The organism is Ruegeria sp. HKCCD9138 (genome assembly GCF_057220975.1).
The window spans coordinates 85,038-111,310 of sequence record NZ_JBWVAZ010000008.1; the positions used below are offsets into that span (position 1 = coordinate 85,038).

At 51.4% G+C, this 26,273-nt stretch carries 25 protein-coding genes and 1 tRNA gene; 17 read left to right on the top strand and 9 right to left on the bottom strand.

Annotated features, from left to right (window positions below; genetic code table 11):
- Nucleotides 1–332 precede the first annotated feature (332 nt).
- The 5 genes from AC2TEL_RS14495 to dut are packed head-to-tail and all read left to right on the top strand — an operon-like array spanning nucleotide 333 to nucleotide 6,627.
- The gene (locus tag AC2TEL_RS14495; RefSeq protein ID WP_480904764.1) at nucleotides 333–1,607 is read left to right on the top strand and encodes a hypothetical protein; all 1,275 of its coding nucleotides are present in this window, start codon (nucleotides 333–335) and stop codon (nucleotides 1,605–1,607) included.
- Nucleotides 1,600–3,687, top strand: a complete 2,088-nt coding sequence (locus AC2TEL_RS14500; RefSeq protein ID WP_480904766.1) for a hypothetical protein — start codon at nucleotides 1,600–1,602, stop codon at nucleotides 3,685–3,687. The genes AC2TEL_RS14495 and AC2TEL_RS14500 overlap by 8 nt, the downstream gene beginning before the upstream one ends.
- Nucleotides 3,680–5,731 (top strand): tyrosine-type recombinase/integrase, encoded by a 2,052-nt coding sequence (locus AC2TEL_RS14505; protein ID WP_480904768.1) that lies wholly within the window; start codon nucleotides 3,680–3,682, stop codon nucleotides 5,729–5,731. The genes AC2TEL_RS14500 and AC2TEL_RS14505 overlap by 8 nt, the downstream gene beginning before the upstream one ends.
- Nucleotides 5,715–6,188, top strand: coding sequence for a hypothetical protein (locus tag AC2TEL_RS14510; RefSeq protein ID WP_480496506.1), 474 nt, complete (start codon nucleotides 5,715–5,717; stop codon nucleotides 6,186–6,188). Before AC2TEL_RS14505 ends, AC2TEL_RS14510 begins: the two co-directional genes overlap by 17 nt.
- Nucleotides 6,181–6,627, top strand: coding sequence for a dUTP diphosphatase (gene dut, locus AC2TEL_RS14515; RefSeq protein WP_480904771.1), 447 nt, complete (start codon nucleotides 6,181–6,183; stop codon nucleotides 6,625–6,627). The genes AC2TEL_RS14510 and dut overlap by 8 nt, the downstream gene beginning before the upstream one ends.
- 251 nt (nucleotides 6,628–6,878) lie before the next feature.
- Here the strand turns inward: dut and AC2TEL_RS14520 are convergent, their stop codons facing one another.
- A complete protein-coding gene (locus tag AC2TEL_RS14520; RefSeq protein ID WP_480904774.1) occupies nucleotides 6,879–7,199 on the bottom strand; it encodes a hypothetical protein in 321 nt (106 codons plus the stop codon).
- Between the two features lie 119 nt (nucleotides 7,200–7,318).
- Between AC2TEL_RS14520 and AC2TEL_RS14525 the strand changes: the two genes are divergently transcribed.
- From AC2TEL_RS14525 to AC2TEL_RS14545, 5 genes are all read left to right on the top strand, one after another.
- A complete protein-coding gene (locus AC2TEL_RS14525) occupies nucleotides 7,319–7,546 on the top strand; it encodes a hypothetical protein (RefSeq protein ID WP_480904777.1) in 228 nt (75 codons plus the stop codon).
- A gap of 414 nt (nucleotides 7,547–7,960) precedes the next feature.
- Nucleotides 7,961–8,054 (top strand) — tRNA-Ile (locus AC2TEL_RS14530).
- Between the two features lie 226 nt (nucleotides 8,055–8,280).
- Nucleotides 8,281–8,772: a hypothetical protein gene (locus AC2TEL_RS14535; RefSeq protein WP_480904780.1), complete on the top strand. Its 492-nt coding sequence runs from the start codon at nucleotides 8,281–8,283 to the stop codon at nucleotides 8,770–8,772.
- A 2-nt stretch (nucleotides 8,773–8,774) separates the two neighbouring features.
- The gene (locus tag AC2TEL_RS14540; RefSeq protein ID WP_480904783.1) at nucleotides 8,775–10,073 is read left to right on the top strand and encodes an AAA family ATPase; all 1,299 of its coding nucleotides are present in this window, start codon (nucleotides 8,775–8,777) and stop codon (nucleotides 10,071–10,073) included.
- 80 nt (nucleotides 10,074–10,153) lie between these two features.
- Nucleotides 10,154–10,462, top strand: coding sequence for a hypothetical protein (locus AC2TEL_RS14545; protein ID WP_480904786.1), 309 nt, complete (start codon nucleotides 10,154–10,156; stop codon nucleotides 10,460–10,462).
- A 378-nt stretch (nucleotides 10,463–10,840) separates the two neighbouring features.
- Here the strand turns inward: AC2TEL_RS14545 and AC2TEL_RS14550 are convergent, their stop codons facing one another.
- From AC2TEL_RS14550 to AC2TEL_RS14565, 4 genes are all read right to left on the bottom strand, one after another.
- The gene (locus tag AC2TEL_RS14550; RefSeq protein WP_480904789.1) at nucleotides 10,841–11,485 is read right to left on the bottom strand and encodes a hypothetical protein; all 645 of its coding nucleotides are present in this window, start codon (nucleotides 11,483–11,485) and stop codon (nucleotides 10,841–10,843) included.
- Between the two features lie 197 nt (nucleotides 11,486–11,682).
- Entirely contained in the window at nucleotides 11,683–12,378 is a 696-nt protein-coding gene (locus AC2TEL_RS14555; RefSeq protein WP_480904792.1) for a hypothetical protein, read from the bottom strand.
- A gap of 119 nt (nucleotides 12,379–12,497) precedes the next feature.
- On the bottom strand, nucleotides 12,498–14,138 hold the full coding sequence (locus AC2TEL_RS14560; RefSeq protein ID WP_480904795.1) for a sulfatase-like hydrolase/transferase: 1,641 nt from the start codon (nucleotides 14,136–14,138) through the stop codon (nucleotides 12,498–12,500).
- A 23-nt stretch (nucleotides 14,139–14,161) separates the two neighbouring features.
- Nucleotides 14,162–14,404 (bottom strand): hypothetical protein, encoded by a 243-nt coding sequence (locus AC2TEL_RS14565; protein WP_480904798.1) that lies wholly within the window; start codon nucleotides 14,402–14,404, stop codon nucleotides 14,162–14,164.
- Nucleotides 14,405–14,520: 116 nt separating this feature from the next.
- On the opposite strand from AC2TEL_RS14565, the gene AC2TEL_RS14570 reads away from it, so the two are divergent.
- Complete coding sequence (locus AC2TEL_RS14570; protein ID WP_480904800.1) at nucleotides 14,521–15,879, top strand: tetratricopeptide repeat protein; 1,359 nt, start codon at nucleotides 14,521–14,523, stop codon at nucleotides 15,877–15,879.
- Between the two features lie 192 nt (nucleotides 15,880–16,071).
- Here the strand turns inward: AC2TEL_RS14570 and AC2TEL_RS14575 are convergent, their stop codons facing one another.
- On the bottom strand, nucleotides 16,072–16,938 hold the full coding sequence (locus AC2TEL_RS14575; protein ID WP_170623082.1) for an NAD(P)-binding domain-containing protein: 867 nt from the start codon (nucleotides 16,936–16,938) through the stop codon (nucleotides 16,072–16,074).
- Between the two features lie 101 nt (nucleotides 16,939–17,039).
- On the opposite strand from AC2TEL_RS14575, the gene AC2TEL_RS14580 reads away from it, so the two are divergent.
- Together AC2TEL_RS14580 and AC2TEL_RS14585 are read left to right on the top strand one after the other, a co-directional pair.
- Nucleotides 17,040–17,957, top strand: coding sequence for a LysR family transcriptional regulator (locus AC2TEL_RS14580; RefSeq protein WP_480904803.1), 918 nt, complete (start codon nucleotides 17,040–17,042; stop codon nucleotides 17,955–17,957).
- Between the two features lie 228 nt (nucleotides 17,958–18,185).
- A complete protein-coding gene (locus AC2TEL_RS14585) occupies nucleotides 18,186–19,928 on the top strand; it encodes an adenylate/guanylate cyclase domain-containing protein (protein WP_480904805.1) in 1,743 nt (580 codons plus the stop codon).
- Between the two features lie 149 nt (nucleotides 19,929–20,077).
- On the opposite strand, the gene AC2TEL_RS14590 is transcribed toward AC2TEL_RS14585, so the two are convergent.
- Nucleotides 20,078–20,863 (bottom strand): DEAD/DEAH box helicase family protein, encoded by a 786-nt coding sequence (locus AC2TEL_RS14590; protein WP_480904807.1) that lies wholly within the window; start codon nucleotides 20,861–20,863, stop codon nucleotides 20,078–20,080.
- Between the two features lie 289 nt (nucleotides 20,864–21,152).
- On the opposite strand from AC2TEL_RS14590, the gene AC2TEL_RS14595 reads away from it, so the two are divergent.
- The 4 genes from AC2TEL_RS14595 (at nucleotide 21,153) to AC2TEL_RS14610 (ending at nucleotide 24,908) form a co-directional block, all read left to right on the top strand.
- Entirely contained in the window at nucleotides 21,153–22,097 is a 945-nt protein-coding gene (locus AC2TEL_RS14595) for an aminotransferase class IV (protein ID WP_480904810.1), read from the top strand.
- Between the two features lie 826 nt (nucleotides 22,098–22,923).
- Nucleotides 22,924–23,712, top strand: a complete 789-nt coding sequence (locus tag AC2TEL_RS14600) for a hypothetical protein (RefSeq protein WP_480904813.1) — start codon at nucleotides 22,924–22,926, stop codon at nucleotides 23,710–23,712.
- A 183-nt stretch (nucleotides 23,713–23,895) separates the two neighbouring features.
- Complete coding sequence (locus AC2TEL_RS14605) at nucleotides 23,896–24,585, top strand: hypothetical protein (RefSeq protein ID WP_480904815.1); 690 nt, start codon at nucleotides 23,896–23,898, stop codon at nucleotides 24,583–24,585.
- A gap of 74 nt (nucleotides 24,586–24,659) precedes the next feature.
- Entirely contained in the window at nucleotides 24,660–24,908 is a 249-nt protein-coding gene (locus AC2TEL_RS14610; RefSeq protein ID WP_039524390.1) for a ParB N-terminal domain-containing protein, read from the top strand.
- Here the strand turns inward: AC2TEL_RS14610 and AC2TEL_RS14615 are convergent.
- Both AC2TEL_RS14615 and AC2TEL_RS14620 read right to left on the bottom strand, forming a co-directional pair.
- The gene (locus AC2TEL_RS14615; protein WP_480904818.1) at nucleotides 24,900–25,913 is read right to left on the bottom strand and encodes a fatty acid desaturase; all 1,014 of its coding nucleotides are present in this window, start codon (nucleotides 25,911–25,913) and stop codon (nucleotides 24,900–24,902) included. The two genes, AC2TEL_RS14610 and AC2TEL_RS14615, sit on opposite strands and share 9 nt — an antisense overlap.
- 72 nt (nucleotides 25,914–25,985) lie before the next feature.
- Complete coding sequence (locus tag AC2TEL_RS14620) at nucleotides 25,986–26,192, bottom strand: cold-shock protein (RefSeq protein WP_170328727.1); 207 nt, start codon at nucleotides 26,190–26,192, stop codon at nucleotides 25,986–25,988.
- Nucleotides 26,193–26,273: the final 81 nt, after the last annotated feature.

The following is a 26,273-nucleotide window of genomic DNA, read 5'->3' on the forward strand; positions in this document are numbered from 1 at the left end:
CCATTTAATCTTTGGCCAAGAATAAAAACCTAATCAATCGACTAAAAAGTACCATATTTTTGGTCCTGTCATTTATTACCGTTGACTTTGTTCAATTTCATGACTTCAAAAAAAAATCGCTTTTGCGAGGCTGGTTTAAACTCCAAATGTCGCCAACATGGCCGAGAGTTAAAGCGGACAAAGACATGAGTAATAGGCGACAAAAGTCTCAAGATTGTAGGCAACGGGTGACTCTAGCCCCGCCGAAAGTGCCAAATCAGTTATGGTACTTGGGAACTTGGCTATCCAAATTTTCAGCTTGCGAGACGCGATGCCGCGTTCGTTCATTGTGAGTGCCGACATTGGCCTTTTTTGTATTGCCGCGCGACGAAGACCTCAAAGAACGAGGGTTAGGTTTCTTGATGGGCTCGGGTGCCGGGGTTGTCTGGTCGAAAAACTGGGAGGTAATCACTGAGGTAACAGACTACTTGATAGCGAAAGCGACCAGTCGATGGCGCGGTGCGAAACAGCAATCGTTGTATTCAAGACTACATCGACCCGCTTTTAACACAATGAAAGCCGTTGGCAGTGATCTGACAAATTTCATTGACTGGTGCGAGAGTCGAAAGGTCGACTGGAAAACGATCAGCTACGAGCAACTTCTCCAAGGCTATCAGGAGCAGATGGAAACCGGTAGATGGAACCAAAGGACTAGAGGGCAAAAGCTCGCGGCCGCGACGATCAACCGTCGAATGGCTTATGTTTGTGACTTTCTTACCTACGCGGCAGTCACGGGTAGACGGTTACCATTTGAAGTTGCATGGGTGGATGTGCATCACCGTGGTCAACCAAAGAAAAGGATCCAAAAGCGAAGTGGGAGCATCCGCCGCAATCCGAGAGAACTGAGGTTGCCAACGTCAACGGAGCTAAAAACTTGGATGCAGGGAGTGCGAGAGGAATTTGGGAATTCGCCAGCTTTAGCATTCAAAACAGCAATTAGATTGGGTCTAAGGCCCGAAGAAACGATCCTATTGCGCGCCGACCAACTGCCAAACATTCCTACGGATTCTAACAGTCAAAGCGTAAAAATGACGCTAAAATTCGGAACAAAAGGAGGTAGGCGGCAAGGGGATCGGCAAAAAATGGGCAAGGAGCGGTTGATCAGAGTACCCGTTGATCTTCTGATCGAGCTTCACAACTACAAAAAGACGCGGCGAAAATTGTTACAGAGACGGTTTCGCAAGTTACATCCCAATCAACCCTATCCACCTCAACTATTCCTGACAGAGGCGAAAGGAAAGCCATTCGGCTATAGCTGGTTCTACCGCGTTTGGACTCAATCTAAGCCTCTGCCTTTTGAAGGTTTTTCGCCCCACTTGGCGCGTCATATTTGGGCTTGCTTTACATTACGCTGCAAGCTCAAGGAAGAATTTCAGCTTGCATCTGGATCCGGAGCAGCACGGACGGCCATTTCAAGGTCAACAGCAGAGACACTGATAAGAACATTCATCCAACCACAACTAGGGCATGTGGATGAACGGACTACGGAAATGTACTTAAGCTGGATTATCGATGAAGAAGAGCTTGCTTGGGGTACAGATGTCTGGGTGGACTATCTAAATGAGTAAGTATCTGAAGGCTCATCGTGAAAATGACTCAGAGTCACAGTTCGAACCGGTGAGTGCGAGGCTGTCGTCACGCTCTGCCTGCGGTGATCCCCTGAAATTCAACTACATATTGAACGACGGTCGCTTTGAACAAGTTGACCTCACTAGGTATCGAGACGGTTGTTCGAAGTTGGGAATAATGGGTTTCCCGACGCTCATTATGGAGCTTTTGCCTCAGTTTGAAGATTACCTTTTTCGCCAAAAGAGAACAAAAGGTGGAATTAAGGGTTGGATGCAATCAAGATTCCATCTTCTTTTTAGTTGGCTAACAGCGATGCAACGTGAAGTCGGGCGCTGCCCGGCTTCTGTTTACGAATTTACAAATGAAGATGGGCAACATTTAAAGGACTATCTCCTCTACACAAAAGGCGGGGTGCTCAAGTATAGAAAAAAGAACTTGAGCTGTATCTATTCTCTTTTGTCCACGGCTCGAGGCGACCATCAGAAATTGATGTGGCCCACCATTGAGGTGGGAGATCAACGAAAAATTATATCGGATAAACCGCCCGCTGCTTTCAAGGCAATTTACAATGCCTGCAAGCGCATTCTTGATGAGGGAGAGAAAAAATACCTTCTTGCAAGAAAGTGGCTGGCTACAGGCGAAGACCCCCGAGACATTGAAGGTATACGCGTCATGTATGTAAAAGGCCATCGCGGAGGGTTTGCCAATCCAGCGTGGCGCAACCCAGCTAACTTATGTGTTTTACAGGCAAAGGCGTTTTCCGACAAAGTTCTAGGAACAAGTAAGATCAGAGTTGTAGACGCAAAGAAGCTTCAAAATCATTTGAGCCGCGGAGGTACTTTAAGTACCGGGATTGCGACGAGGGATCTTATGGCGGCACTTGGGCCAACTCAACTCGAGGTTTGTGCTTCAGCCTTGATTGTTTCTATGGAAACGGGCTGGATTGATACTCTCGAAAACATTGATCTCCTTCAAGATTGGCACATATTTCGTCGCGGCTCAAACTATATGAAGCCAGGCAAAACAGACAGTGTAGTGATAAAGGCTGTCCGCCCCAAAACCAATAAACCTCAAATTGCAATCAGTGCTGCCGGTTCGAAGTTTCGGGCATTTCAAGTAATTAAGTCTATGGAGAAACGTTCGGAATTTCTGCGAGCTTTAGCCAAAAAGAGACGAGCGATGCTTGAAACTGCAAAACAGACGCAGGAAGTAAAGTCGGAAATTGCTGACATTGATCACATCCTTAGATCGCCCTGGATCTACTACAATCTGAGAAACAGAGGAATAAAGGCTGTCGGGCACGACAGGCTGAGCCATATTATGTCAGCCAACCTGCCAAAAATAAGACAGAGGGCGATATCTGCGTCGGAAAGAAAAGGCTACAGCGAGAGCATAAAGTCAGCGATCAACAAAATAAGTTGGAAAGACTGCCGTGATGCCTTCGCGGCACATCTTTACTCTGCTAGCGCCGGAAACCTGTTCTTAGTCAAAAGGGCTCTCGGGCATGGTTCGATAGATGTAACACGAGGTTACCTTCGGCAAAGGCATTTAATTTGTGAGCATTTTGATGCGGCCCGAAAAGTTATCGACACAGCAGTTGAGGAGATCGATAAGGGACGCGCGCTGGACCCTACAATATTGTTCATGTCCGCAAACTATGATGATTTTGACGCGTCAGACCGTGTTCGCCTCCGTGCATTCAGAACTCGAATGGGCATGGGATGCAAAGACCCCCAAAACCCTCCTCCGCATTTGTCATCGGAAGCTAACACTGGGGCCTATTGTTCGGTACAGCGATGTATTTTGTGTAACCACGGTGTCGTGTTCAAGGAGTCATGGAAGAATCTGGCCGAACGGCATGCAGAACTTGTTTACCTGCGAAAACGGACGCTACCAAATCGATGGCTAACTTCGACATTTTCTTGGGAGTTGGAAGCGCTTGAACTTGTTAGAGATAGATTTCTGGCGTCAGTTGAACCCCGCTTTTCTGAGCATTCCGAACTCAAACTGTCAGAGTTAGAGGCTGGTCGTGCTTTCCTTTTTGACGATCATTCTTTGGTAGGGCGAGTCGATGAATAGTGGAGCGCGCAAAAAACTGGTCCAAGACTACTATCGTCTCCTGCCAAGTAAGCCCAACCTTGAGCTTGCTTGGACTATGCCTTGGGAGTCGTTAGCTGACTTTCCTATTTCTCCGGTGTCCGACAATGATCCAGAAAGAAGCTGCATCGTTGACGATGATGTTTGGTGTGTTCCGGTTGAATGGTGCTCGAAAAACCGTTCGCACCGGCACCACAGAACTATCGAATTTCAGCGAGCTATACCTCCTGGTTTTTCTCCTGAACACGCCAGTGGGTTCATCAGGCGTTTAAAGCGAATTGCTTTGTTGGATCGATTCCAGACGGTTCGATTCAAGGTCAAAACGAGTTCTCCGAACGCGACGGGCACCTGGGTAAAAAATTGTCAGAGATTACTTCGTGCCGCCAGAGATTCTTTGGCGAACTATAGCCGTTGCGCCGAAGGTTCCACTTGCCCTGATGGGCTTACGCTGTTTGCCCACCTCTCTGTCGTGGAAATGCGGAGAATCTCCAGCGACAACATTGCATGGAACAACTCGTGCGTCGCCCGAATGAATGCTCTTTTCTCGGGTGGACTCTTCGATGATTGGCCAGCACCAGATGTTGCAAAGCTAAAAATTACTGCTCGTGAAAACTCACGGGCGAGTGAGTTCTTTTCGGATGAGGCATTCACGCAAATTGTTCGGGCTGCGTCGTGGTTGTCACGCATTCAACCAGATGTTCAACGGGCCTATTTTCAGACCAAGGACATAACGCAGACGGAAGATGGATACGTTCGTCAGTCTCTAGTGCAGGCTTATCGCGCGGAGTGCGTTAGTGCATGGTCGTCTGACACCCTGCGACTTGGCACTGAGTTTCCATTTGCCGTTTGGGTGAATGGGCGAAAACGGGCCAGTACTCGATTTACAAGTTGGCCCATGCAAACGGTCAGTGGCCTAAAAGCACTACTTCATCTTTGTCAGACAGCAAATTTTCTGTTGGTGTTATGTTCCGGAATGAGGAGCAGTGAAGCGAGCGCTCTTCCTTTTGATTGTTTAACACGTCATGAAGGCCGGCTGTACCTTACGGGAAATAGCTACAAGGACAATGATGCGCCTGGAGGGCAAGAACGTGAGTGGCCTTTGCCAAAAATCGCTGCCGAAGCAATCGAACGACAACAGGATTTGGCGAAGGCAATGGGGGGTAAGTTCCTTTGGGTAGCTTTTGGCGGCAAGAAAAATTCAGTTGGGTTGCCGAGCTTGGATCAGTCAATAGTTGCCTTTGGAAAAAAAGTCGAAACGCTGGAGGGCAGAACACTAGACCAATTTGATGGAAGAATTACCGCACACAGATTCCGTTATACTGTGGCACGATTGGTGGCGTTATCACTCACAAACGCAAGTCAGGTTCTCTTTGATGTTCTGGGTCATGAAGACGTCGAGGTAACCTTGGGCTACGCCCATCAGGACCCGGAAATTTTAGAAGAAATTAACCGCATAAGACGAGAGGTTAGGGCAGTTCGCTACAAAGAAGTTTTTGAAGAAGCTGAGTTTCTGGGTGGCATGGCGGCCAACACAGTTCGGAAAATAAAGGCTGAAATGCTGCCTCGATTCGGTGACGACGAGTTAGATACAAGTGATTTGTCCGAAGCCGCTTCTATTCTCGGTGAAGCTGAGTTGGTTCGACCAGGAGTCCTCTGCACGGCGCAAGCTTTGGAAAGAGGTGCATGTTCCTCCAGCTTAGGTCTTAGGGACTTCAGCAAATGCACCACTAGCTGTCTGCACCGGCTAGAGTTGTCGGCAAACAGGCAGGATCGGCGAAACAAGACAGCGTATATCGTGAAAAAGCTATCAGAGAAGGAGTTGTGCAAGTTGGAGCGGTCCTTTTGGGAAGGTCAATTGATATCTAATCTTGACCCATTTTCGGATATCTTTTCCGAATTCGAGGAAAAATCCCAGTTTCAGGAGATTATTGCAGGATGCAGCCCGTCAGCGTGGTCCAACGCAAATTCTGAGCTTAAGTCCAAGCTTTCCAAGATTAGAGAGGATGTCCATGGGCGAGCGAGTTGAAAAACTAAAGGCTTCAAGCGCTGCAAGAAGACGTGCCACCGAGGAACGCATATTAGAAACCATACGCACAATTGAGGCCGAGATTGCAAAGGATGGATGGTATCCCGAAAACAATGGTGCGTTAACCCGAACCGAAGTGTGTCGGCGGGCTGGAATAGGGTCAAGTACGCTCAGAAACGAGCACCATCGAAAGACAAGGGATTTGGTCGATGAATGGCTACATCAACTTAGCTTGCGTTCGCCGACGACGGTAAAAGCGGCCAAGGTGACAACGGTTCAAAAGATCGAATGGTACGAGGGAGTAATTCGGCAAGTAAGTGCTGAAGTTCAAAAAATTTCTGTTGAAATGGAGAAGCTCAGAGCTGAGAACGTAAGTCTTCGCTTGCAACTCAAGGCGAGCAATGAACTAGGAAAGAAGGTAATCGAAATGGGCTCTAGGAGGTCAATAAATGACTGAGATCAAGTTCAAACGTGTCGAGGGAAATGACTTACCACTACCCTCATACGCTACGCCGGGAGCCGCCGGCATGGACTTGCGAGCATTTCTTCCCAATGGGCCGGTCACATTTAGTCATGGTGACTTACAGCTCATTTCCGTCGGGTTCCATGTGGAACTGCCAATTGGAACCGAAATGCAGATCCGGCCGAGGTCTGGCTTGTCCCTCAAACATCGGTTTTTGGTGCCAAACAGCCCTGGTACGGTCGACGCTGATTACCGCGGTGAAGTCAAATGTGGGCTTTACTATCTTGGAGAGGAACCATTCACGATTAGTCATGGAGATCGGATCGCTCAAGCGGTCATCGCAAGTGTTTTACGCTTCTCGCTGGAGGAGGTTGAACAGCTTTCGGAAACTCAACGTGGAGAAGGAGGCTTCGGTTCAACAGGGGTTGAGTAGTCCCATGGACTTCAGCTAACACCTGGATAGGTAAGCAGGATCATAGAAAGAATGCCGTCAACCGCATTTGCCGCGCAGTCGTGGCGACAACTACAGACCCACCGAATTTACGCCGGCGAAGAAGGCGAGCCGCCCGCTGTGTAAAGCGCTGGACCGCCAGCTTCACGGCCCATGACCCGGTGAAAGAGGGTGACTTCGATTGTGCAATCGGCACTGGTCTTCGCCAACAAAATGGACCAGTGCAACTGCGTTCAGGACTTCCAAGCACACAACGTGGCCCCGCCATTTTGCCAGCAAGCACCGTCGCGGTTCAGCGTACCCAGATTATGGTTGGCTTTGCTTTCGCGATCACTCCACATCGCAGTCCCGATGCCAGCATGATCAAGATAGAAGTACACGAATGCCAGCCTGTCGTCCGCGTCTGCGACAAAGAAGTCACCGCCGCCCATTGGATCGAAAACGCAGGGGCCTTGCATCTCGATGATGCCGTCAATTTCCAGGTAGCAGATATCTGCGCTGGCGACCGTGCTTGTAAGAAGAAAGGCAACTGCGGAAGCAATGGTGTTTTTCAAATCTAGTGTCCTTTAAGATGCTTTTTTCTCCTGCTAGTTGCACTCAGAATCTGACCAAATTTTGGCTACTGGTACGCAATAGTCATCCACACTCAAGATCTCTATGATAAAATGAGCGAATGGAGCCTGATCAGATCATTTCAATCCTCGCCGTCGTTATAGGCGTAATCGGTGGGATCGCCTGCTGGCTGACATGGCGAAGCCTGCCCGAAGAGCCGAAAGCGGCTACAGACGAAGAAATTGAAAAAGTTTTCTTAGATAAGACCAAGACCCGAGCAATTCTTGTTGATGACATCGAGTATCAGAAAAGGATTCGAAAGGAATTCTCCGAAAACGACGACGCATGACTTTTTCATCTTCTTTGTGATGGAGGATCTTCATACCGTCCAAACCTTGGGAAGCACGGTCAATTTCGTTGCACTCGATTCTATTTCTGAAACTGCGGAACCGACGAACGCTACTTGCATCCAACGTTCTCAAGGCATTTTCCGTGACGCCACAAATTCAAACAACGTGAGCATCAGGATTGGTCGATTCTTCACTTAGCGAAGTCTTGTGAACTGGTACTCAAATTGCACATTCGTAGAAATGATGATGGAAATAAGTTATTATTTTCAATTTACTACAGGTCATTTCACTTGGCGTTTCAGATTCCGTCTTGACGGGGACGCAGGAATTGGACCAGCCTTAGCGTATGTCAAACGCACGCATCATCTGCCACCGAATATCGGCCTGAGGTCGATAGCCCACGCGAAACCCGTGGGAGGCAGCATTGGTATGCGGGCGGGGCTTATACCCCTGTGATAGCTCCAGATTAGAGTGCACGAGTCGGTTCGATTCCGACGCCTCCTACCATTTTCAAAGGAGGAAATTTTTGTGCCGGAAATTAAGACTCAGCATGAATTCGGTTGGCTTCCTAGGAACGCAACCCACCAACAAAACAATCAGGAATGTAAACAGCACCTGCGCGCAGCGGGACCAAGTCTCTGGTGGTCCATGTTCCGAGACTTGGTTGCGGACACAATCTGTGAACACAGGACCAAGTTGCCCCTGCATCACCGTCGAGAAACGGGAGGCAGTTATGTCCGTGATTGATTGGGGTGACATCCATAACAGCGTCGTCAGCGAACTTGGAAAGGAGTGCCAGGGCTGGATCCGGATCGTCGAGGAAGCGCTTGAGCGCGTCAAGAAGCGCGCGATTGAGCAAAAAAGGCCTGCCCCCGAGGTTCATCAGATCAAGCAAAAGTCTGGCGAGCTGCGTATCTACTACAGCCGCGCGAACACCGACGGCTACCAGGATTCGGACATTGTGGCTGCGATCACTGAGGCCAATCGCAGTTGTGAGCGGTGCGGAAACAGCTGCCGGACGCAGGTCATCGATGCCTGGATCGTCAACATGTGCTGCTGGTGCATGCACCGCATGGTGGAAAACACCAGTGAGTCGAAGCCTAAGTTCAACATCCAACACCTGCCGGACGATCCACTCCGGTGTCAGAGTTGCGGCTACCTGGGGCAGATTGCCTGGACGGCAACCGGTCATCGGTGCCCGTGCTGCGTCTCCAAAGGACTTTAGAAATGGTGCTCACGAGACGGAAATGGGAAGACGCTGAAGTCAGACGACTCTCGGGGTTCGACTGGGAGTTCCAGGACGTTGTGCGCCGCGCTGTTGAAGTTGTTGGAGACAAGCGTGAGTGGGACGAACTCAAGGCGCGCATTATCGACCAGCAGCCACCTGAAAACGCGTTCAAGGTCATCAAAAGCAGGGGCGCTGAAGCATCTATGTATGCCATTTCGGACGACACAGACTGGCGACAAACCGAGATCGACAAACTGAAAGAAGACGACCCGATCCCGACATCTTACGCGGCCGACGCAATCAACCAGATGCCCAGCATGGATGTGTGGCACCAGGTCGCTGAATTACTCGTCAAAAGCTACCAGACGAAGCTCGTAGAAGATGGTGGGTCTGATGAAGATCCCAATAAGCTCGACGCGCGTTACCTCATCGGCCAAAGCGACTTTGATTACCTGCCGCGCAATCTCAAAAACGAAATGCCAAAACACATCCGGGAGTTGGTTGAATGGAGCGGCCAGTTCGCGCGCCTCAAAGTTCCGGAGCACCTCGAGAAGCTTCGCTTGCTGCCGAAAAGTTTTCCGCACTGTAAGCGGGCAGTCGACGGTATTGCTCACGACATCGAATTGAATTGGGGAATGGGATCCGATGTCATCCGGTTCCGACCGACGCTATTGGTTGGTACTCCTGGTATCGGCAAAACCAAGTTCTCGAGGGAGCTTTGCAAGGCACTTGGGCTATACGCCCAGTCTGCCAATGTGGGCGGTATTTCGGAAAATCATCTGTTCGGTTTGTCCGCGGGGTGGCATAGCGCCCATCCGGGCATTGTAACGCAGGCCGTCGCTTCGGCACGCACTTTAAATCCCGCCATTATCCTGGACGAGATTGACAAGACCCATGCAGGTAGAAACGGAGATATCCAGGGTGAACTCCTGGGTCTGTTGGAGCCCGAAGAAGCCAGGCGTTACCGGGAAAAATACCTGACCACCGAAGTCGATGCATCACATGTGAACTGGATCTTCACCGCAAACGTGCTGGACAAGATCTCGGCGCCGCTGCGGAGCCGTTGCAAGGTCTATGAGATCCCGCAACCCACGCAAGAGCAGGTGCCTGCCATCATCAACAGTCTCGTCAGTGGATATGCGGCGGACCACGGTCTCAGGCGGGAGTTCTTCTCGCTTGATATCGGCGAGGTCGAAGCACTGGCTGACACGTACAAGGTGCATAAATCCATCCGCATTCTGGGGCGGCTGGTGCACGGATACCTTCACGAGAAATCGATAGAACTGCCGTCTGCATGATCCGCGCAGCGAGGAAGCAATTCAAAGTGGTCTCCCGGCAATACAGATCGTGACGACATCAAAGTTTAGAGGAGAAACCCATGACGACGACGAAGTCTGATACAGCAACCAAACCGCTCCAGTTCATGGTCTCGGAGGAAATGTTTGAGCATTTTGGCGCACTGGCCGTCCAGTTTGCAGGCCATGGGAAAGGAGCTAAAACCGCTCTCTTTCTCGAACTTATCGCCGTCTATGAGCGCACCCCGGCGAGCGAAACGGAACGCGTGGCCGAACTCGAAGGCGAGCTTCGTGAAGCCAAGGTGCAAGAAGAAGCAATGGCAGCGGAACTGGAACAAATGCTCCGTCGGCAAAATGCGCTGCTTGATCTGATCGCCGAGCAAAGTGTGTGAAGAATACCGGGCTATCGTCGTGTCTTGAACAAAAGTCGACAAAGCGCATCAAATTTTATGCCGCACTCTCCAAGATCTATGCCCGCTTTCAGCCCGAACCGGACATTCAAAATTGGACTTTGCAGTTCTCCGAGATGCGGGCGACCATGACATTCCCTCGCGCAGCTATCTCTTTCGTAATCGATGATGCGCTTTCATTTTGGCATTGCAATAGGGCATTAGTTGGCACGGAACCGGTCGGTTGTTAGCGTATTCTCACTTTTTGCAAAAACCGCTCATTTGCCTTGTACGGTTAGGACAATCGATAGGCAAACTAAGTTGTCTCTATGCGGGCATTATTCCCAGTCTGGTTTGAGCGTAGGACTCGCGTCCGTTCAATTAATAAAATAGCTTTACGCCGAAGTAAGGACCATGCTGGTCGACGTCATAAGCGAATTCTCCGGAACTCAGCGTGTCGGTATAGTCAACGCTGAAATAGCGATACCCAAATGTGAGCGCAGTATTCTCCCAAGGCTGGTAATCGAACCCTACATTCGCACCGATCTGGAGGTAATTACCGCCCGCTCCAAACCCGCCAAGCTCCAAAGAAGCAATCCCATTCCATTCTTGGTTCAATCGCCACATTCCACGAGCACCGATTACAGGTTCTATCCAACCCTGATCTCCGCCCAATGTAGGTGGATTTCCCGGACCTGTGGTTGTTATGTCGATTTCCTGACGAATGGAATTGTACCTCAGACCGCCTTGAAGATCGATTGCGTATCGCTGGCTGCTGCCGCCATATACGCCATCTGCAACACGGTAAGCACCCAGCACACCAAACCATTTTTGACGAACGTCGACGTTAACCCCGGCACCCAGAGTGCCGGGCAAAGTAGTATCTTGTTCGATGCCGACATAATTCGCATCCACGATGATCCCAAAATCCCCGTTCCATACCTCGTACCGGCCGGCTGCCGCAAAATCGAGCACATCAAGTACGTCACCAAGGGCCAGATCCAGATCTGCGGATTGTCCAGCCACGGTTGACGTTCCCTTGGTTCGCAGGGGTGTGAACAGATAGAAGGAGGCTCCATGACGCCAACCGGTTTCGTCTTGACCAGGCGCCGGTAATGATTGAGCAAATACAAACGCTGGCAGAGCCGCAAGGCTTATCGCAGGTATCATGACCCTGCGTGATGCGGTATGGGGCATGACTGCTTCCTTTAGGAAATCGCGACTTAATAATTGAACCTAAGACCGACCCCGGCGCCTTGGTCATAGGGGCGATCAGCACCAATCCCGATCAACACATCTGCATAGAGGGCTACTCCGGGGCTCAGGTTCTTTCCGATCTGGAATTCTGCGGTCGCGGGCCAGTCGTCATTCTCCCAATCATAGGGCGCTTTAATATCTGCTTTGACCCAATACCCCTCACCAAATGGCTGAAGCGCAATTAGGCGCATCGCGGTTTGACTGACATCGGTCGGTCCATTGTAAGATGCGAAATGCTGGATCAGAGGGATCAGTGTCAGCCCACTGTTTGTGTTTGCAAAGGCGAAGCCTCCGAAAGGAGCGATTTGATCAGACCCGGTGCCAATGCCTTCATCGGGGTCACCGAAATCAAGTATCCACTCCAAACCAAGCGCGGACTTGACGCTCCATGTGTCATTCAAGGGTTTTTGGGATGGGAAGTAGATCAGCTTGAAGCTGGTCTTTTCGAACCCATTGAACCTCTCTCCGGTCGCATCAGTCGAATTGTAGTGTAGCTCGTACTTTAGTTTAAGATCGGGGCGCAGCATGTATGCACCATCAATGAACATGTCCTGACGGTCTGCCCCCCCTTCCAGATCAAAATACTGATAGCGAATGTCCGTGTTGTTAACTGCCGCTAGCGGATTTGACGCGTTTTCTTCGGCTTTGGTGGCAGAAGCCATCACAAGCAACGCCAAGGTTAAGACTGTGAGATGAAGCGAGGTACGGGTCATAGTACACCTTGGAAAAATTCATGCGATCATTGAGACGGCGGCGTCTCGGCACCGCCGTCTCAAGTTCGTCATTGCCAGCTAGAAAAGACTTCTCGGGCCAATTCGCTTTCGGGCCTTAGATTTTCAATCCCCTCATAGGGGACGCCCTTGCCGAGCGGTTTGTGAGGGTGCTTTTCGATGGACTTCTGGTGGCGCTTCAACATGTCCTGGAATGACGCCCCGGACCACAGCGAATACCCGACAAGCGGATGTTCTTCACGGGGATCGCGATAGACATTGAAGACAGGGGCGGCCGCGCCGGGCTGACCGGGAGCTGGCAGATGCATCTTGAATTCTTGCTTTACCACCGAGCGCAAAACCGGCCCTTCGTACACATAGACGTAGTCACGGCGCGAATTGCCTTCACCCTCAAGCAATAGTGCCGTCTGGTCGATGCCATCAATGACACGGTCGCGTGGAATGTGGTCCGTCGCGCCTGCGAGCCGGGCAAACGTGGAAAACAGATCTGAGACATGAACGATGTCACCTGCTGCACTGCCCGCCTCGATCGCGCCGGGCCACCGGATGAACGCGTCAGTTCTCACACCACCTTCGAGATGCTGTGTCTTGCCGCCGCGATAAATCAGCTGATTTAGGCCTGACGTTCCTTCGTAGTGGTACATCAAACCATTGTCAGCCATGATCATAACGACAGTATTATCTGCCTTGCCGGTTTCATCCAGTTTGGCCAGAACCTCGCCGATCCAACCGTCCAGAACCTGCAATTTGTCTGCATGAAAACCACCGTTGCGAGATACAGCCTGATCAGGATAAGCAAAGTTCAGCGGATAGAGCGGCCAGTATTGCATAAAGAATGGCGCGTCCTGTGAAGCCAGCCGCTCTAGCTGCTCCAATGCTTGGCGCTGATAGCGCAAGTTCATTTCCTCGTATTTCGCTTGGGTCCATTCTTCGCCCGGCGCCATGTAGACTTCGCGAGCCAGGCCGCCCGATTCACCTTCAACGCCGGTCACAAGGCCATAGGGTTTGAACCGCTCGTCCAATTGAAACTGGTTGGACTGCCCCGACGGATGGTAACCAAGCATATTGTTGGCGACCATCGCATCCCGTGTCATCAAGCTCAGCTGAACCTGCTGATGCAGGGGAAAAGCAGCCCAGTCGAAGCCCTGATTGTGTGGATAGGCCTGTTCAATATCACCCTGATGCCATTTTCCAACATGCGCAGTGTTGTACCCTTCTTCCTTCAGAATTTCGGCAATCGTTACCTCTTCTGACGAAAGACCTTCGCCAACCAGGGCAACCTTGACCTCTTCAACGCCCGCACGCACGGGGTGACGACCGGTCAGCATCGCCGTTCGTGTCGGCGTACAGGAAGGCTCAGTGTACATCCGCATCAAAGACATGCCTTCCGCGGCGAAATCGTTGATGTTTGGCGTATCGAAACCGGTGACGTAATTCATCGTCCGGTTGCCCATCTGACCAAAGCTAACATCGTCGATCAAAATGTAGAGGATGTTGGGTGGTTTGCCGTCATTTGCATCCCGGATCTCGGAAAGCTTCTGTTCAATCTCCGTGTCTTGAGCGTCCCATTGCTCGCCAAATTGTGCGCGTAGAAACTCAAACTCTCCATCATGAATTATCGGCGCATCCTGCGCAAAACCCGCGCTTGCCATCAGCACCATGACTGAGGCTTGTTTCAGTGTTGATCTCATCGGTATCCCTTCCCCTATTTGAATTACATCTTGCCTGCACGCCGCAGCGATTGAGCAATTTCTTCCTGAAGACCTTTCAGCGTTTCGCGGATGTCGCAGGCAATATTGAGCGATTGGCTTCCGGACTCAGTGTTCAAGGCAAGGTACTCGTCACTGAGAAGCAGATAGTCCCGGCAAATTTCATCGAAAATAATGTCTTCACGCCGTAAGTCCGCAATTGCGGCTCGTTGGTCAGGAAACAGGGTATCAAGGACGATACCTTTCATTTCGGAGCTCGTTCGATGGATCAGCAGGCTTAGGAGAGTGTTCGCTGAATTCACTTCTCACAAAAGGTTTATCGGGGCATAATACGGTATAATCAGAGAAGTAACTTGCTGAAAAAATGGAACTATCCAAAAGCACATCGACTATTATTAGTGATGGCAGAACATCTGACGCTAAAGAGGTGCGGGCCGCGCTTCAGAGACTTGTCGGGTCCCAGACTTTCGCTGGATCACAGCGACTACAGGATTTTCTTATCTACGTCGTCGAGGAATCGCTCAACGGTCGAGCCGAAGACATTCGTGCCAAAACTATCGCCATGGATGTCTACGGCGCGAGCATGTCCGAGATGGCGCGTCGAGAAAATGTGGTGCGGGTGGATGCCGGGCGCCTGCGTCGCAAGCTGGCCGAATATTATGTCGAAGATGGCCGCGATGAAGTCACTGTTTTCGATTTACCTAAAGGCGGATACGCACCTGAGATATCGATTAGGTCGCCCGGGACAGATCAGCCCGAAAAACCCGAGAGGGAAACCAAGACGTATACTTGGCCACGCCGATTCATCGGAATTGCAGGAGTTTTCCTTATTATCTTTGTTGCAGCGGCAATTGCATTAATGTCGACATATCGTGGCGTTCCAGTCGACCAGCCAGTAGATAGCCTGAGCCAAGCTGAGCGCAGTGCCATATTTGATGCATCCCCCATGCGACTTCAGGCCGTGAACCTGGCCAATTCGGGCCGCGATTTGATATTTCCGGCCTTGGAGCCCGCGCGGCTAAAGGGAGCCCTGACAATATTCCAGGGGGCAATCGAAAACGACGACAGCTATTTCGGAGGCCATGCAGGGGCCGCGCAGGTTGCAGCAACAATAGCGCTGGTTACACCGGACGCTGATCCGACCGGGGATGTGCTGCGTTACGCGGACACACGGGCCAACAGGGCGATTGAATTGGCACCCGAAACGGGGTGGAGTCAATCTGCAAAGGCCTGGGTCGAATTTACCAAAGGAAATTGGCCGGAAGCTATGGAGTTTTCTTACAGGGCACAGCGTTTGGCACCAAACGACGTACACGTGCTGGAGTTTGTCTCACTGATCCTGTTGTACTCAGGTGAGTTCGAAAAAGTCGTGGCGATTAGCGAAGATGCCCTGTCGAAAATAGATTTGGACAGAGGTTATGTGTTTCAGAACGCGATGGGGTCTGCAAAGTTCCATCTGAAGGATTTCGAAGGTGCCGTTTCAGCCTTCGAGCAGGTGACCCAAAAGGGTGGCCCTGTCGGCCCTATTTCTGTCGCCTATCTGATGGCGGCTCATCAGATGCTGGGGAACGAAAGTGAAGCTCAAGCCTTGTCGGATCAACTCTCGCGTGAATGGCCTGACAGTAGGGTGGATATTTTGTTTCAGAGACTATTTGCGAATCCAGAATACGGGGTGGAACTTGGTGACGCTATGAAACAAGCCAATTGGAAGCCAAAGAACTGACGTTGTAAGTTGGCGTTTCGGCTTTCGTAAGCCCACCCTTTGGCTCTACACGACCGTTCACCTCCTCGCAACTAGCGTCTGGCGGCAGCCCAAACCGGACATTGGCGACGCAACTTCGCAATCCCATGTACGCAACTTTGCAGCCGATTGTTGGTAAAGTCGAACGGCTATTTTGACAGTAAGCTTTCGATTTCAGCAGGCATCCGTCATGTGCTTGACCAAAGAGGTCAATTGTTTGTCTCCGTATCCACCCTCCCACGCGGCTTTTGTGCGGTCATGCATCAATCGGATGAAGTCAGCCGGAGCATTCAGAGATTTGCAGGTCTTTAGAGCGTCCTCCTGGGCCAATGCGTAGACTTTTAACGAGGCTTCAGCGTCGTCATAGTCCTCGGTTGGAACGGTACGGACAAAGAGATCTTGGTAGTCATTTACCAGCTTGATCGTGGCAGGAAGTTGATCGACATAGACCTGCATAGGAACACCAGCTTTCTGGCAAACCAGTGCACCGTATATCATCCCGAACATGAAACCTTGCCGGACAGTGAAGAGACCAGCAAAAAGTGCTGCAAGAGCTGCGGGTTTCTCACCGACTTGCTCCGACTTTCCCCCCAGAGATCTTATTACTTCGCCGTAGCGATCCCAGGTTCCGTCACTGCCTACGGTGAGGATGGTGGTGTCGCTGCCACCGATGCCCGAAGGGTAGGCATTGATCATGCCCAACATGTAGTCTGCGTTTTTTTCGCTGAGAAATGAGACCAGTGAATCAGCATCGGACGTGTCGCCGGTGCTCATGTCGCAGATTGTTTTCCCCTTCAAAGATACACTTAGACCGCTGATCAAATCGACAGTTTCCTTGTGACTTTTGATACAGACGATGACGAAATCCGACGCTGCAACAGCATCTTCCGGCGATGCGCAAATAACTGCACCTGCATTTGCAAACGATTTTGTCTTTTTAGGCGTCCGATTCCAGACGCAGACGCTGTAACCTGCATTGAGCAGGCAATGCGCCAACGCCGAACCCATGCTGCCCAATCCGAGTACCGCAAGCGTTGCCATGGTTTCCTCCTGTTCTGGTTATTGGTGTTTCAGTCAACATGCGTAAGAATCGAGAAATCGCGTAGTTGTAAATTTTTCTGTATTGTTAGATTTTCTGACTCATGGATTGGCACACGTTTCCCTCGCTGACTTCTCTCAGAGCTTTTGCCGCCGCCGCAGAGTTTAAAAACTTGACCCGCGCAGCAGCGGCGCTGAACGTGACCCATTCCGCGGTCAGCCAACAAATCCGTGGTCTGGAGCAGCATCTGGGAACCCAGCTTGTTACTCGGACGCGACACGGTATCGCTCTGACCGCGCAGGGAGAATTCTTAGCGGCGGGCCTACACGAAGCATTCGCCTCAATGGCGTCCCTGACTGAGAGCATATCAAGTGCAGAGGCGGTTCGCCCGCTGGTGGTCAGTGCGACACCGATGTTTTCAAGCGCATTCCTCATGCCGCGCCTATCGGCGTTTGTTCAGGAGTTCCCGGATATTGAGCTTCGGATCGACTCAACGATCCAGGCTGTCGACCTCAAGCCAGGCGGCATTGACATAGCCATTCGATACGGCACCGGGCGCTGGTCGGGGCTGGTGTCGCAAATGTTGCTACCTGGCTGTCTGACAGTGGTTGCTGCAAAAGAATTGATTGGGGAACGGGTACTCAAAGACCCAATTGAGTTGCTCGACTTTACTCTTCTTCAGGAACAGGCTTCGGTCGAATTTGACCTGTGGTTGGAAAAGGTTGGAGTGCCACCTGGTGCAGATAGGAGAGTTGTTCGCTTGCCGGGCAACATGCTGCTTGATGGAATCCGCCAAGGTGATGGTATCGGGGCAACGGTTCCGGCATTCATCTCTGACGAATTGAAGTCTGGAGATCTCGTGGCGCTTTTCGATGATCCAATCCCGCAGATCGGATATCACCTCGTCACGCTGCCTGGAGCAGTTCGTCCAGCGGCAAAGGTGTTTCAGAAGTGGCTTTCCAGTTCAATTACCGAATATGAAAAAAGCCTTTTCAAATGGACGCCTGCTCACTTGATATAACTGTTATTGGCGTTCGACTCGAACGGATAGCAACAACCCAGAGCGGCGATGATTTTTCGCAAGATGAGGACAAAAAAGGCCGTTTGCCCACTGAGCTGTTAAAGCAGACGTATCGCAGCGCTTTCCAAAGCTGAAACAGACTTCGGACAAGATCAGACACCACCCCTGTTCACTTTCGCATGGTCTAAACACGTAGCGATCAGTATGAAACAGATAGGAGTACAACACGTGGAGCGAAAGCTAGCGGCCATCCTGATAGCCGACCTAGTCGGCTTTACCGCCCGGATGGAGCGGGACGAGAAAGGCACGCTCGAAATCCTTTCAGCGCACATTGACGAAACCGTTGTTCCGCTTGTCGGTCGTCATCACGGCCGCATTGTCAAACAGATGGGTGACGGTCTGCTCGTAAGCTTCGACAGCGCTGTTGATGCCGTTTCCTGCGCGGTTGAATGGCAAAATTCGGCGGTAGTGGGCTCCGACCCGCTTCGCTTTCGCATCGGCGTCACTCTTGGCGACATCATCATGCGCGACGGAGATGTTTTTGGGTCCGGTGTGAACCTTGCGTCGAGGTTGGAGCAGCTTGCCCCACCCGGCGGTGTATTGGTGTCGGACGCTGTTTATCGTGTGGTCGGGAACCGTATACCGGTCGCCTGGGAGGATACTGGTCAGCACACGGTAAAGAACGTTGCCGAACCGGTACATGCTTGGCGCATTGGGGGGTCAAGCGCAGTACGCGCTGAACCGCCTCAGCCTGAATCATCAGGAAAAGCCACTATTGCTGTCTTGCCTCTACACAACATGAGCGATGACCCCGAGCAGGCCTTCTTTAGCGACGGGATTGCGGAAGACATTATTGTGGGCTTATCGCGTTTTCGGACGCTTAAGGTTGTTTCCAGAAATGCGTCTTTCAGGTTCCGGACACTGGACACAGATCCGGCCAAAATCGCGGAGACTCTCGGCGCAGAATATCTCGTTGAAGGCAGCGTGCGGAAGGCCGGCAGTCGCGTCAGAATCTCGGTGCAACTCGCTGACGCCCGAACGGGCACTCAACTCTGGTCGGATCGATACGACCACGAACTGGAAGATGTTCTCGCGGTACAAGACGAGGTGGCCCGAAATATCGTCGCAGTGTTGCCAGGCAGGGTCCAGCACGATGTCGTCGACCGTTCGACACAGAAACCAACGGATCAGATGAAGGCCTATGAGCTGATGCTCAAGGGCAAGGCACTACGCGACGGCTTGAACGCACGAGATACGGCCAAGGCGAGAGCGTTGTTGGAACGAGCGGTCGCGCTGGATCCCAGTATCGCGCGATCTTACATGTATCTTTCAGATACATATGTCATAGATTTGTGGCTGGGTCTGGCGGATGCTGACGCACCCGCCCACACGTTGAATATCGCCCGAAAGGGCGTGGCACTGGATAACCGGGACGTCTACATTCAGGACCAGCTTGGTTTTGCTTATCTCTGCGCCGGGCTGTGGAGCGAGGCCGAAGCGCAATTCAACAAGACACTTTCCATGATAGAAAGCGAGGCGGAGTCGATGGCTTGGTGCGGCTATGCTTTCCTACTGCTCGGCCAGCACGAAAAGGCGCGCGACGTAGTTTCGGAAGCTATGGCGCTGGACCCGCTACATCCGCCTGCCATCGACTGGATTATGGGGCAAGTCGAATTTTTCAACGGTAACTATGAAGCAGTGCTTGGTTTTCTGATGGGAGCAGCGCGGCTTAACTCGTTGGCCACTGCCTTTGTCGCAGCGTCTTACGCGCAGCTCGAACGAGAGCGAGACGCCTCTGGCGCATTGCGAGAATTCGTCACCGAACGTCACGATGAGTTCACAAGTCGAGGTATTGTGGTTGAGGATAAGACGGTCGACAGCCTTGCCCGCGGGTTTCGGTCTATGTGGCGGCGACCAGATGATTTCGAACGTCTTGTGGATGGGCTACGAGCGGCAGGATTGTCTGGCTGACGCCGACATTAACTCTTTTGTCCTACCGGCGCGGCCTCAATTACGCGGTTCTCTGCGCCCTGTTTTTCCGGCAGCGAGAACCCGAAGCAGACATGCAAAATTAGACTTTGCAGTTTTAAAGATGCCAAAGAGCGAATTTTTGCACGAGGCTACACCCGATACCAGTTTTCAACGTCTCGGGTAGCTTCGTCGACTGTAAAAGCAGCCTCTACCTCCGCGATGACACGCCGTACTTCGTCCGGGCTTGCAATAAGTTCCAAAATGCTCGCCCCTAGATTATGGGCTGACCCGGCATTTGAAAAAATCGTATCAACCCCAATTCTGATGGCGTTTCGGTGTTGCAGTAGGTGCTCAAAAAACCGCACGTAAATCATCTCCTTGTACGGAGAATGACCATCCGCTTCTGAGATCAAGCCCAATTCTGCCGCCTTGGCACACGTCAAACGCCAAGCCAGATCCATTGTGGATGGTGGCGCGTCCCTGGCCTCATCAGGATGTCTGGGGTTCGTAAATGTAGATCTTCGAATAGCTTCGAGATTGGCACGCAAGTTCTTTGTAGGAACAGGATAGATGAATGTGGTTTCCTCGGATGCTAAGGCTGGTTCAACCTGATCCGGCTGCGCCTGGACAAACTCGGAAAACCTGTTTCCGATGATAGGGACTTCACCGACAATCATGTCTGTGGGATCGGTAGTCTCTGTCAGCCATCGCGCCAGGGCTCTCCGGCCCCACAATCCGGCTGCCTTGCGGATCAACGGATGAGTTCCATCTGAAACATCTGGATACTTTGCGAGTATGTCTTCGGTCTGAAACGCCGCGAGTCCTGTATCCCACCGCATGATATGTACGCGACGTCCCAAGGAGACCGAAATGGATATTTGCTGGCGCAACAGAAATGACTTTCCAGATGCCGGTAATCCAGTAAAGAAAACCATGCGGCAACGACGTGCAGCGTCGGCGAGGTGTGTTCCAATCTCGGTTTCCGCAAAACTGTCGATAGAAATTGCGTATCTCCTAATTTGGTGTCAGCCGCAGACCGGAGCGGCGAGCGTTCACCACCTCCAAGATTGTTGCCCATGAAATCCGGCGATTTCACAGATGAATTGTCAACCTAAATTGCTCTATAGCCCAGTTTGAGGGCTTTCCATTGCAGATAGATGCTTCAGCGCTCGCAGCCCAAAACGGACATTGCGATTTCTGTCCTCACTCCGTTAGCTTCTATTCATGACTGTTTTACCCAATCTCTCCGAGCATTACTCTGACCCTAAAACATATCCTCCTGGCGTGGCTTTCATGGACGGGCAGTATTTGCCGATTTCGGAAGCCAAGATTTCGGTGCTGGACTATGGGCTACTTCATTCCGACGCGACGTATGATGTCGTCCATGTTTGGAACGGAGCCTTCTTTCGACTCGAAAATCACCTTGATCGGTTCTTTGCAGGTTTGGAAAAGCTGCATATGTCAATTGAGTATGACCGAGACCAGGTTACCGAGATACTGCACAATTGCGTCGCGCTATCCGGACTAAAGAACTCGTACGTCGAGTTTATTTGCACACGCGGCATGTCTCCAACATTCAGCCGGGATCCGCGTGATGCCGTCAACCAGTTCATCGCCTTCGCAATCCCGTTTGGATCGGTGGCTAATCCAGAGCAGATGAAGCATGGGCTACATGCAGCAATATCATCCTTGGTCCGCATTCCACCTAATTCAGTCGATCCAACTGTGAAGAACTATCACTGGTTGGATCTGGTGAGAGGCCTCTATGAGGCTTACGACCGAGACGCCGACACGGCGATCCTTGTCGATACAAATGGAAACGTGTCGGAAGGGCCCGGGTTTAATATTTTTGCCGTCATCGACAGAAGAGTCCTAACACCAAAGCTCGGTGTGCTTCTCGGGGTCACTCGTCAGACGGTCTTCGACATATGCACGAACTTGGATATCGACTGCTCAGCCGTCGACATACCCCAAGACCAACTCCTGGGTGCAGACGAGGTGTTTATATCTTCAACCGCCGGAGGGATCATGCCAGTGACCAAAGTGAATGGACAAAATATCGGCGCTGGATCTCCCGGCCATATCACAAGTCAGATCACCAAGCGTTATTGGGAAATGCACAACGAGAAGAACAAGAGGCTTGTGATAAAATACTTGGATGAAAAATAGCTGTCAGTCGGTGTCGGGTTTACCCAGTGATGGAATGTAGTTTTGCGAACCATGACTCTGCTGGATGCGTCTTACACAATTAGCTGATCGCAGCCCGAAGCGGACCTTCAATCCAAGACTTTGCAATTCCGGCTTAGCGGACATAGTTGCCGTAGGCTTAACGGTTGCTGAGGACCGGTCTCAGCCCAAAACGGACATTCACAATTAGACTTTGCAATTCCCGAGAAGCGTAACAGATTAACCATTTGCTCGCGCCGCGAGTGCTTGCGCAGCTTCAGTTCACAGGAGCGGCACGAATGTCGCTGCGTTGCTGCTGATGACGTCAGGCCAGTCATTCATAGCCACGAGGAAACCTTGATCACGTACCGCTCTTTCGCCGCACTCAGGCTCGACAAGGAGACGCGGACTTAATCTGCCATTCGCTGCTGGTCCGACCCCAAAACCCTACAACAACAGATTAATGCCAAGTAACTTCTTTCGGCGGTTCACCAGGCTACTTGGTCACGTGCTTGTTTCAAAACCACCTGCCTTGGCAGTACTAGCGTTGCGACGAGGGAAACTTCCTTGACTCTATTCTGGCTAAGGACCACAAACGTGCATTGGTAAAAATTACTCGTCGCCGCGATGCTGCCGGCTTCGATAATCCAATGGCCTTCAGACTAACGTAGCATGTGCCCCAGCATAGGAACGGGTTTCGCTGGGGTCTTCGCTATGAGCTCGTTCCTCGCAAGCATTCGCAACTGTCACCTGACATGCCCCAGTCATCGCGTGACCCATGAAAGAAGGCGCCGTATGAACAGCACATGGCTCATAAATTGCGTGCTTGATGACCGATAAAACAGGTCTCAGGCTCCGTTTCAATCAGTCTTTCATCGTGTTTACGCGCTGCATTCTTTGTTTGATCCCGACACTCTTGGTGTTGCTCTCAGGAACGCAGCTTCCTGCCCAGATCGCAGGCAGTGCCGATGGATCGGTTTGTGACGAAGGTTTCGAAAACAAGAACGGATCGTGCCAAAGAATAGACTTACCGGAAAACGCATATTTGACGGGTAGCTCCTACGGCAGCGGCTGGGAATGCAATCACGGTTTTCAGAATGTCGGAGAACTTTGTGAGGAGATAAGAGTTCCTGAAAATGCCTATCTTGCATCAACCGGAGATCAGTGGGAGTGCAATCGGCTGTTCCAGCGTGTCGGCGCAGAATGTGAAGAAGTGATTGCACCTCGAAATGGATACGTCGAAACCCGGTTTGGCGCGCAGGAAATACACTGTAACTGGGGATTTCGTAAGGAGGGCCAGGATTGTGTTTCGATTAATGTCCCGAGCAACGGCCGCCTGACTGACAAAAACAGCGCGGATGGTTGGGTGTGCCTCAGAGGTTACAGAGCAACGGAGAGCGGTTGTGATCCTGTAGCTGTTCCACAGCATGCATATCTTGCACCTGAAACTTATTCCGGATGGAAATGCGAACGTGGTTTTCGCGCAAACCGGGACAGGTGCGTTGCGATCCTTGTCCCTTCAAACGCTCACTTGAATCGAAGAGGTGATGGTTGGGAATGTAATCGGCCGTTCACAAGACAGAACGATAAGTGCACCGAAAATGTGCCGCGACAATAGGTTGGTGGAAATCAATACCGCCTGAAATATCCGGAAGGACCAAGCCGTGAACCATAACTCAATTGACGAAAATCTGGGCAAAATGCTCAAAGCCGAAAGGGCGCATCGCTGGTCCTACAGAGTAAAGATGTTTATCGCGTTAGCGGTGTTTGTTGCGGCCATAATTGTGGTCGTGTTTCTCTGATGCGCAAAAATGCCCCCCAAGTGACTCTTCACGATTCAAAGATGTCAGCTCGTGGTTTGGAACAAAGAGCATTTCAGGACCGCAGTGTTCGTAAGTCGCGGAACGCTGACGTATCAGGAGTGATTGAAGAAGAGTTTGGAAAATACTTGATTAAGGCTGGCATTCTGAGTGGTAACTGCGTTGCGCGCGCATTTCCCAAGCCACCGGCTAAAACGCAGGCAATGATTGCCGATGCAGTTGGCGAAACTCCAGCATTGGCCATTGAAGCCTTAAAAGAAATTCTCGAAGAACGAGACAGGAAACGTAGCGGTCAACGCCGTTTGGAGGGTAACTCCGGCACTCTCGTTCCCAGCGAAAGAGAATATGCCGAGGCACTGCGCCAGATCAGGCTGACCCCTGCGCAGGTTACAATGCTCAAAGCACTTACCATAGCAGGCAAGGAAGGTCTGACTATTGGTCACTTGTCTCAGGCGGCCGGTTACAAATCGCGCGAGGCGTCCATCAAGGTCTTCAAGAAAATCGGACTATTGATTGCAGAATATCTGGAACTCGAACTTCCCGAAGCTGGATCGGCACAGAATGATGGCGCTGCACAGGTCCTGGCATTTTCTCACATCGAAAGTGACGATGAGCCAGCAACTTGGATTATGCATCAGGAACTGCGCGACGCTGTTCGTTCGGTTCTATGACGTACGTTCTAGCCCCCGCTTTTGAAGCGAGCTCTGAACCGAAACAAATGCACGAAAGGTTGCTGACGTAGCTTATGTTGGAGAAAAGACCATATCCGCTCGACCTGATCTATGTACCTGTGAAACGGGCGAAAACGCTTGATCAACAAAAAGTTCTGACGCTGGCCGAAGATATTCTGAAGAACGGCCAGAAGACCCCGATCCAGATACGCTCGGACAACAAGAGGTTCGTGCTGATTGAAGGCCTTCACCGATTGGAGGCCATTCGCGCCTTGGGCGGTGATACGGTCGAAGCCTATCTGGTCCGTGCCAGACTACACTAAATGCCTATTGGAATTGGCGTTCGACAAAGCCTCGGAAAACGTCAGCAGACGTTGACTTTTTTCATCCCAAAGATGCAAGCGTGCACAATGAAAGCTCTCATTTAGAGTAATACGCTGGCAATTTTCCAACTCAGAATGGTCACGCAAAACCTCGTTTAGCCGATAAAACGGTATGCGGCTGGCCAGGTGGTGAACATGGTGTACGCCGATATTAGCAGAGAACCACCGCAGGATGCCTGGTAGGGCATAATGAGAACTTCCATAGAATGCGGCGTTCTGAAGATTCCACCCCTCTTCCCGTTCCCAGGTCGTGTGCTCAAACTGGTGTTGAATATAGAAAAGCCAAATACCAATCGATGATGCGACAATCATGGTTGGCAGGAAAACATATACCAACACCTCAAAGCCTCCGGCCCAAAAAACCAGAGCCAATATCCCTGCAATCGCGACGTTTGTTCCCATCGCACTTGCCCAATACAGCCAGCCCGACCGCATGAAACCAAGAGGTAAGCGGTTTTGAAGGAAGAACGTATAGACCGGCGCAACACCGAACAGGAAGATGGGATTCCGGGTCAGACGATACGCGGCACGCCCGAACCACTTCCGCTTCAGGTATTCTTCAGTGGTCAATGTAGGGATGTCACCCATACCACGCCGATCAAGGTTACCGGTTGAGGCGTGGTGAATCGCATGGCTTTGCCGCCAAACGTCATAGGGTGTCAGCGCAAGGACACCCAAAACCCGGCCTGTCCAATTGCAAACGGTACGGTTTCTAAAGAAGGATCCATGACCACAATCATGCATAATGATAAAGATACGGACCAGAAATGCGGCATTCAGGATGGCCAGCAATATTGCGATCCAGACGCTAAATGATAACGCAAACCACGCTAGAGCCCATAGCGCGAATAAGGGGACAACGGTGATCGCAATTTCATAAATACTGCGCTTCGCATCGGGCACACGGTATTGCGCGAGCGCCCGCGTCCAGTCTTTTGGTTGCAACTTGCTTGTTCTCCAACGGCTTATAGTTGCCCATTGTGCAAACGGGCACCCAGAAAGGGTGCCCGTAAAAGGTCAGGCCAGTGCCAGATTGGCGGCGCTTTCGCGCCCGTCACGGCCAGCTTCGACGTCAAAAGTAACCTTTTGACCGTCTTTCAATTCGCTAAGGCCGGAACGTTCGACTGCTGAGATATGTACGAACACGTCGCGTTTGCCGTCTTCAGGCTCGATAAAGCCAAAACCTTTGGTCGAGTTGAACCATTTTACTGTGCCATTTGCCATGGTGGAAGTCTCCTAATACTTGCCGCCCGCATCATTGCGGCGACTCGGCGTGGTCGGTCTGAATCGAAAGACTGAACGCCG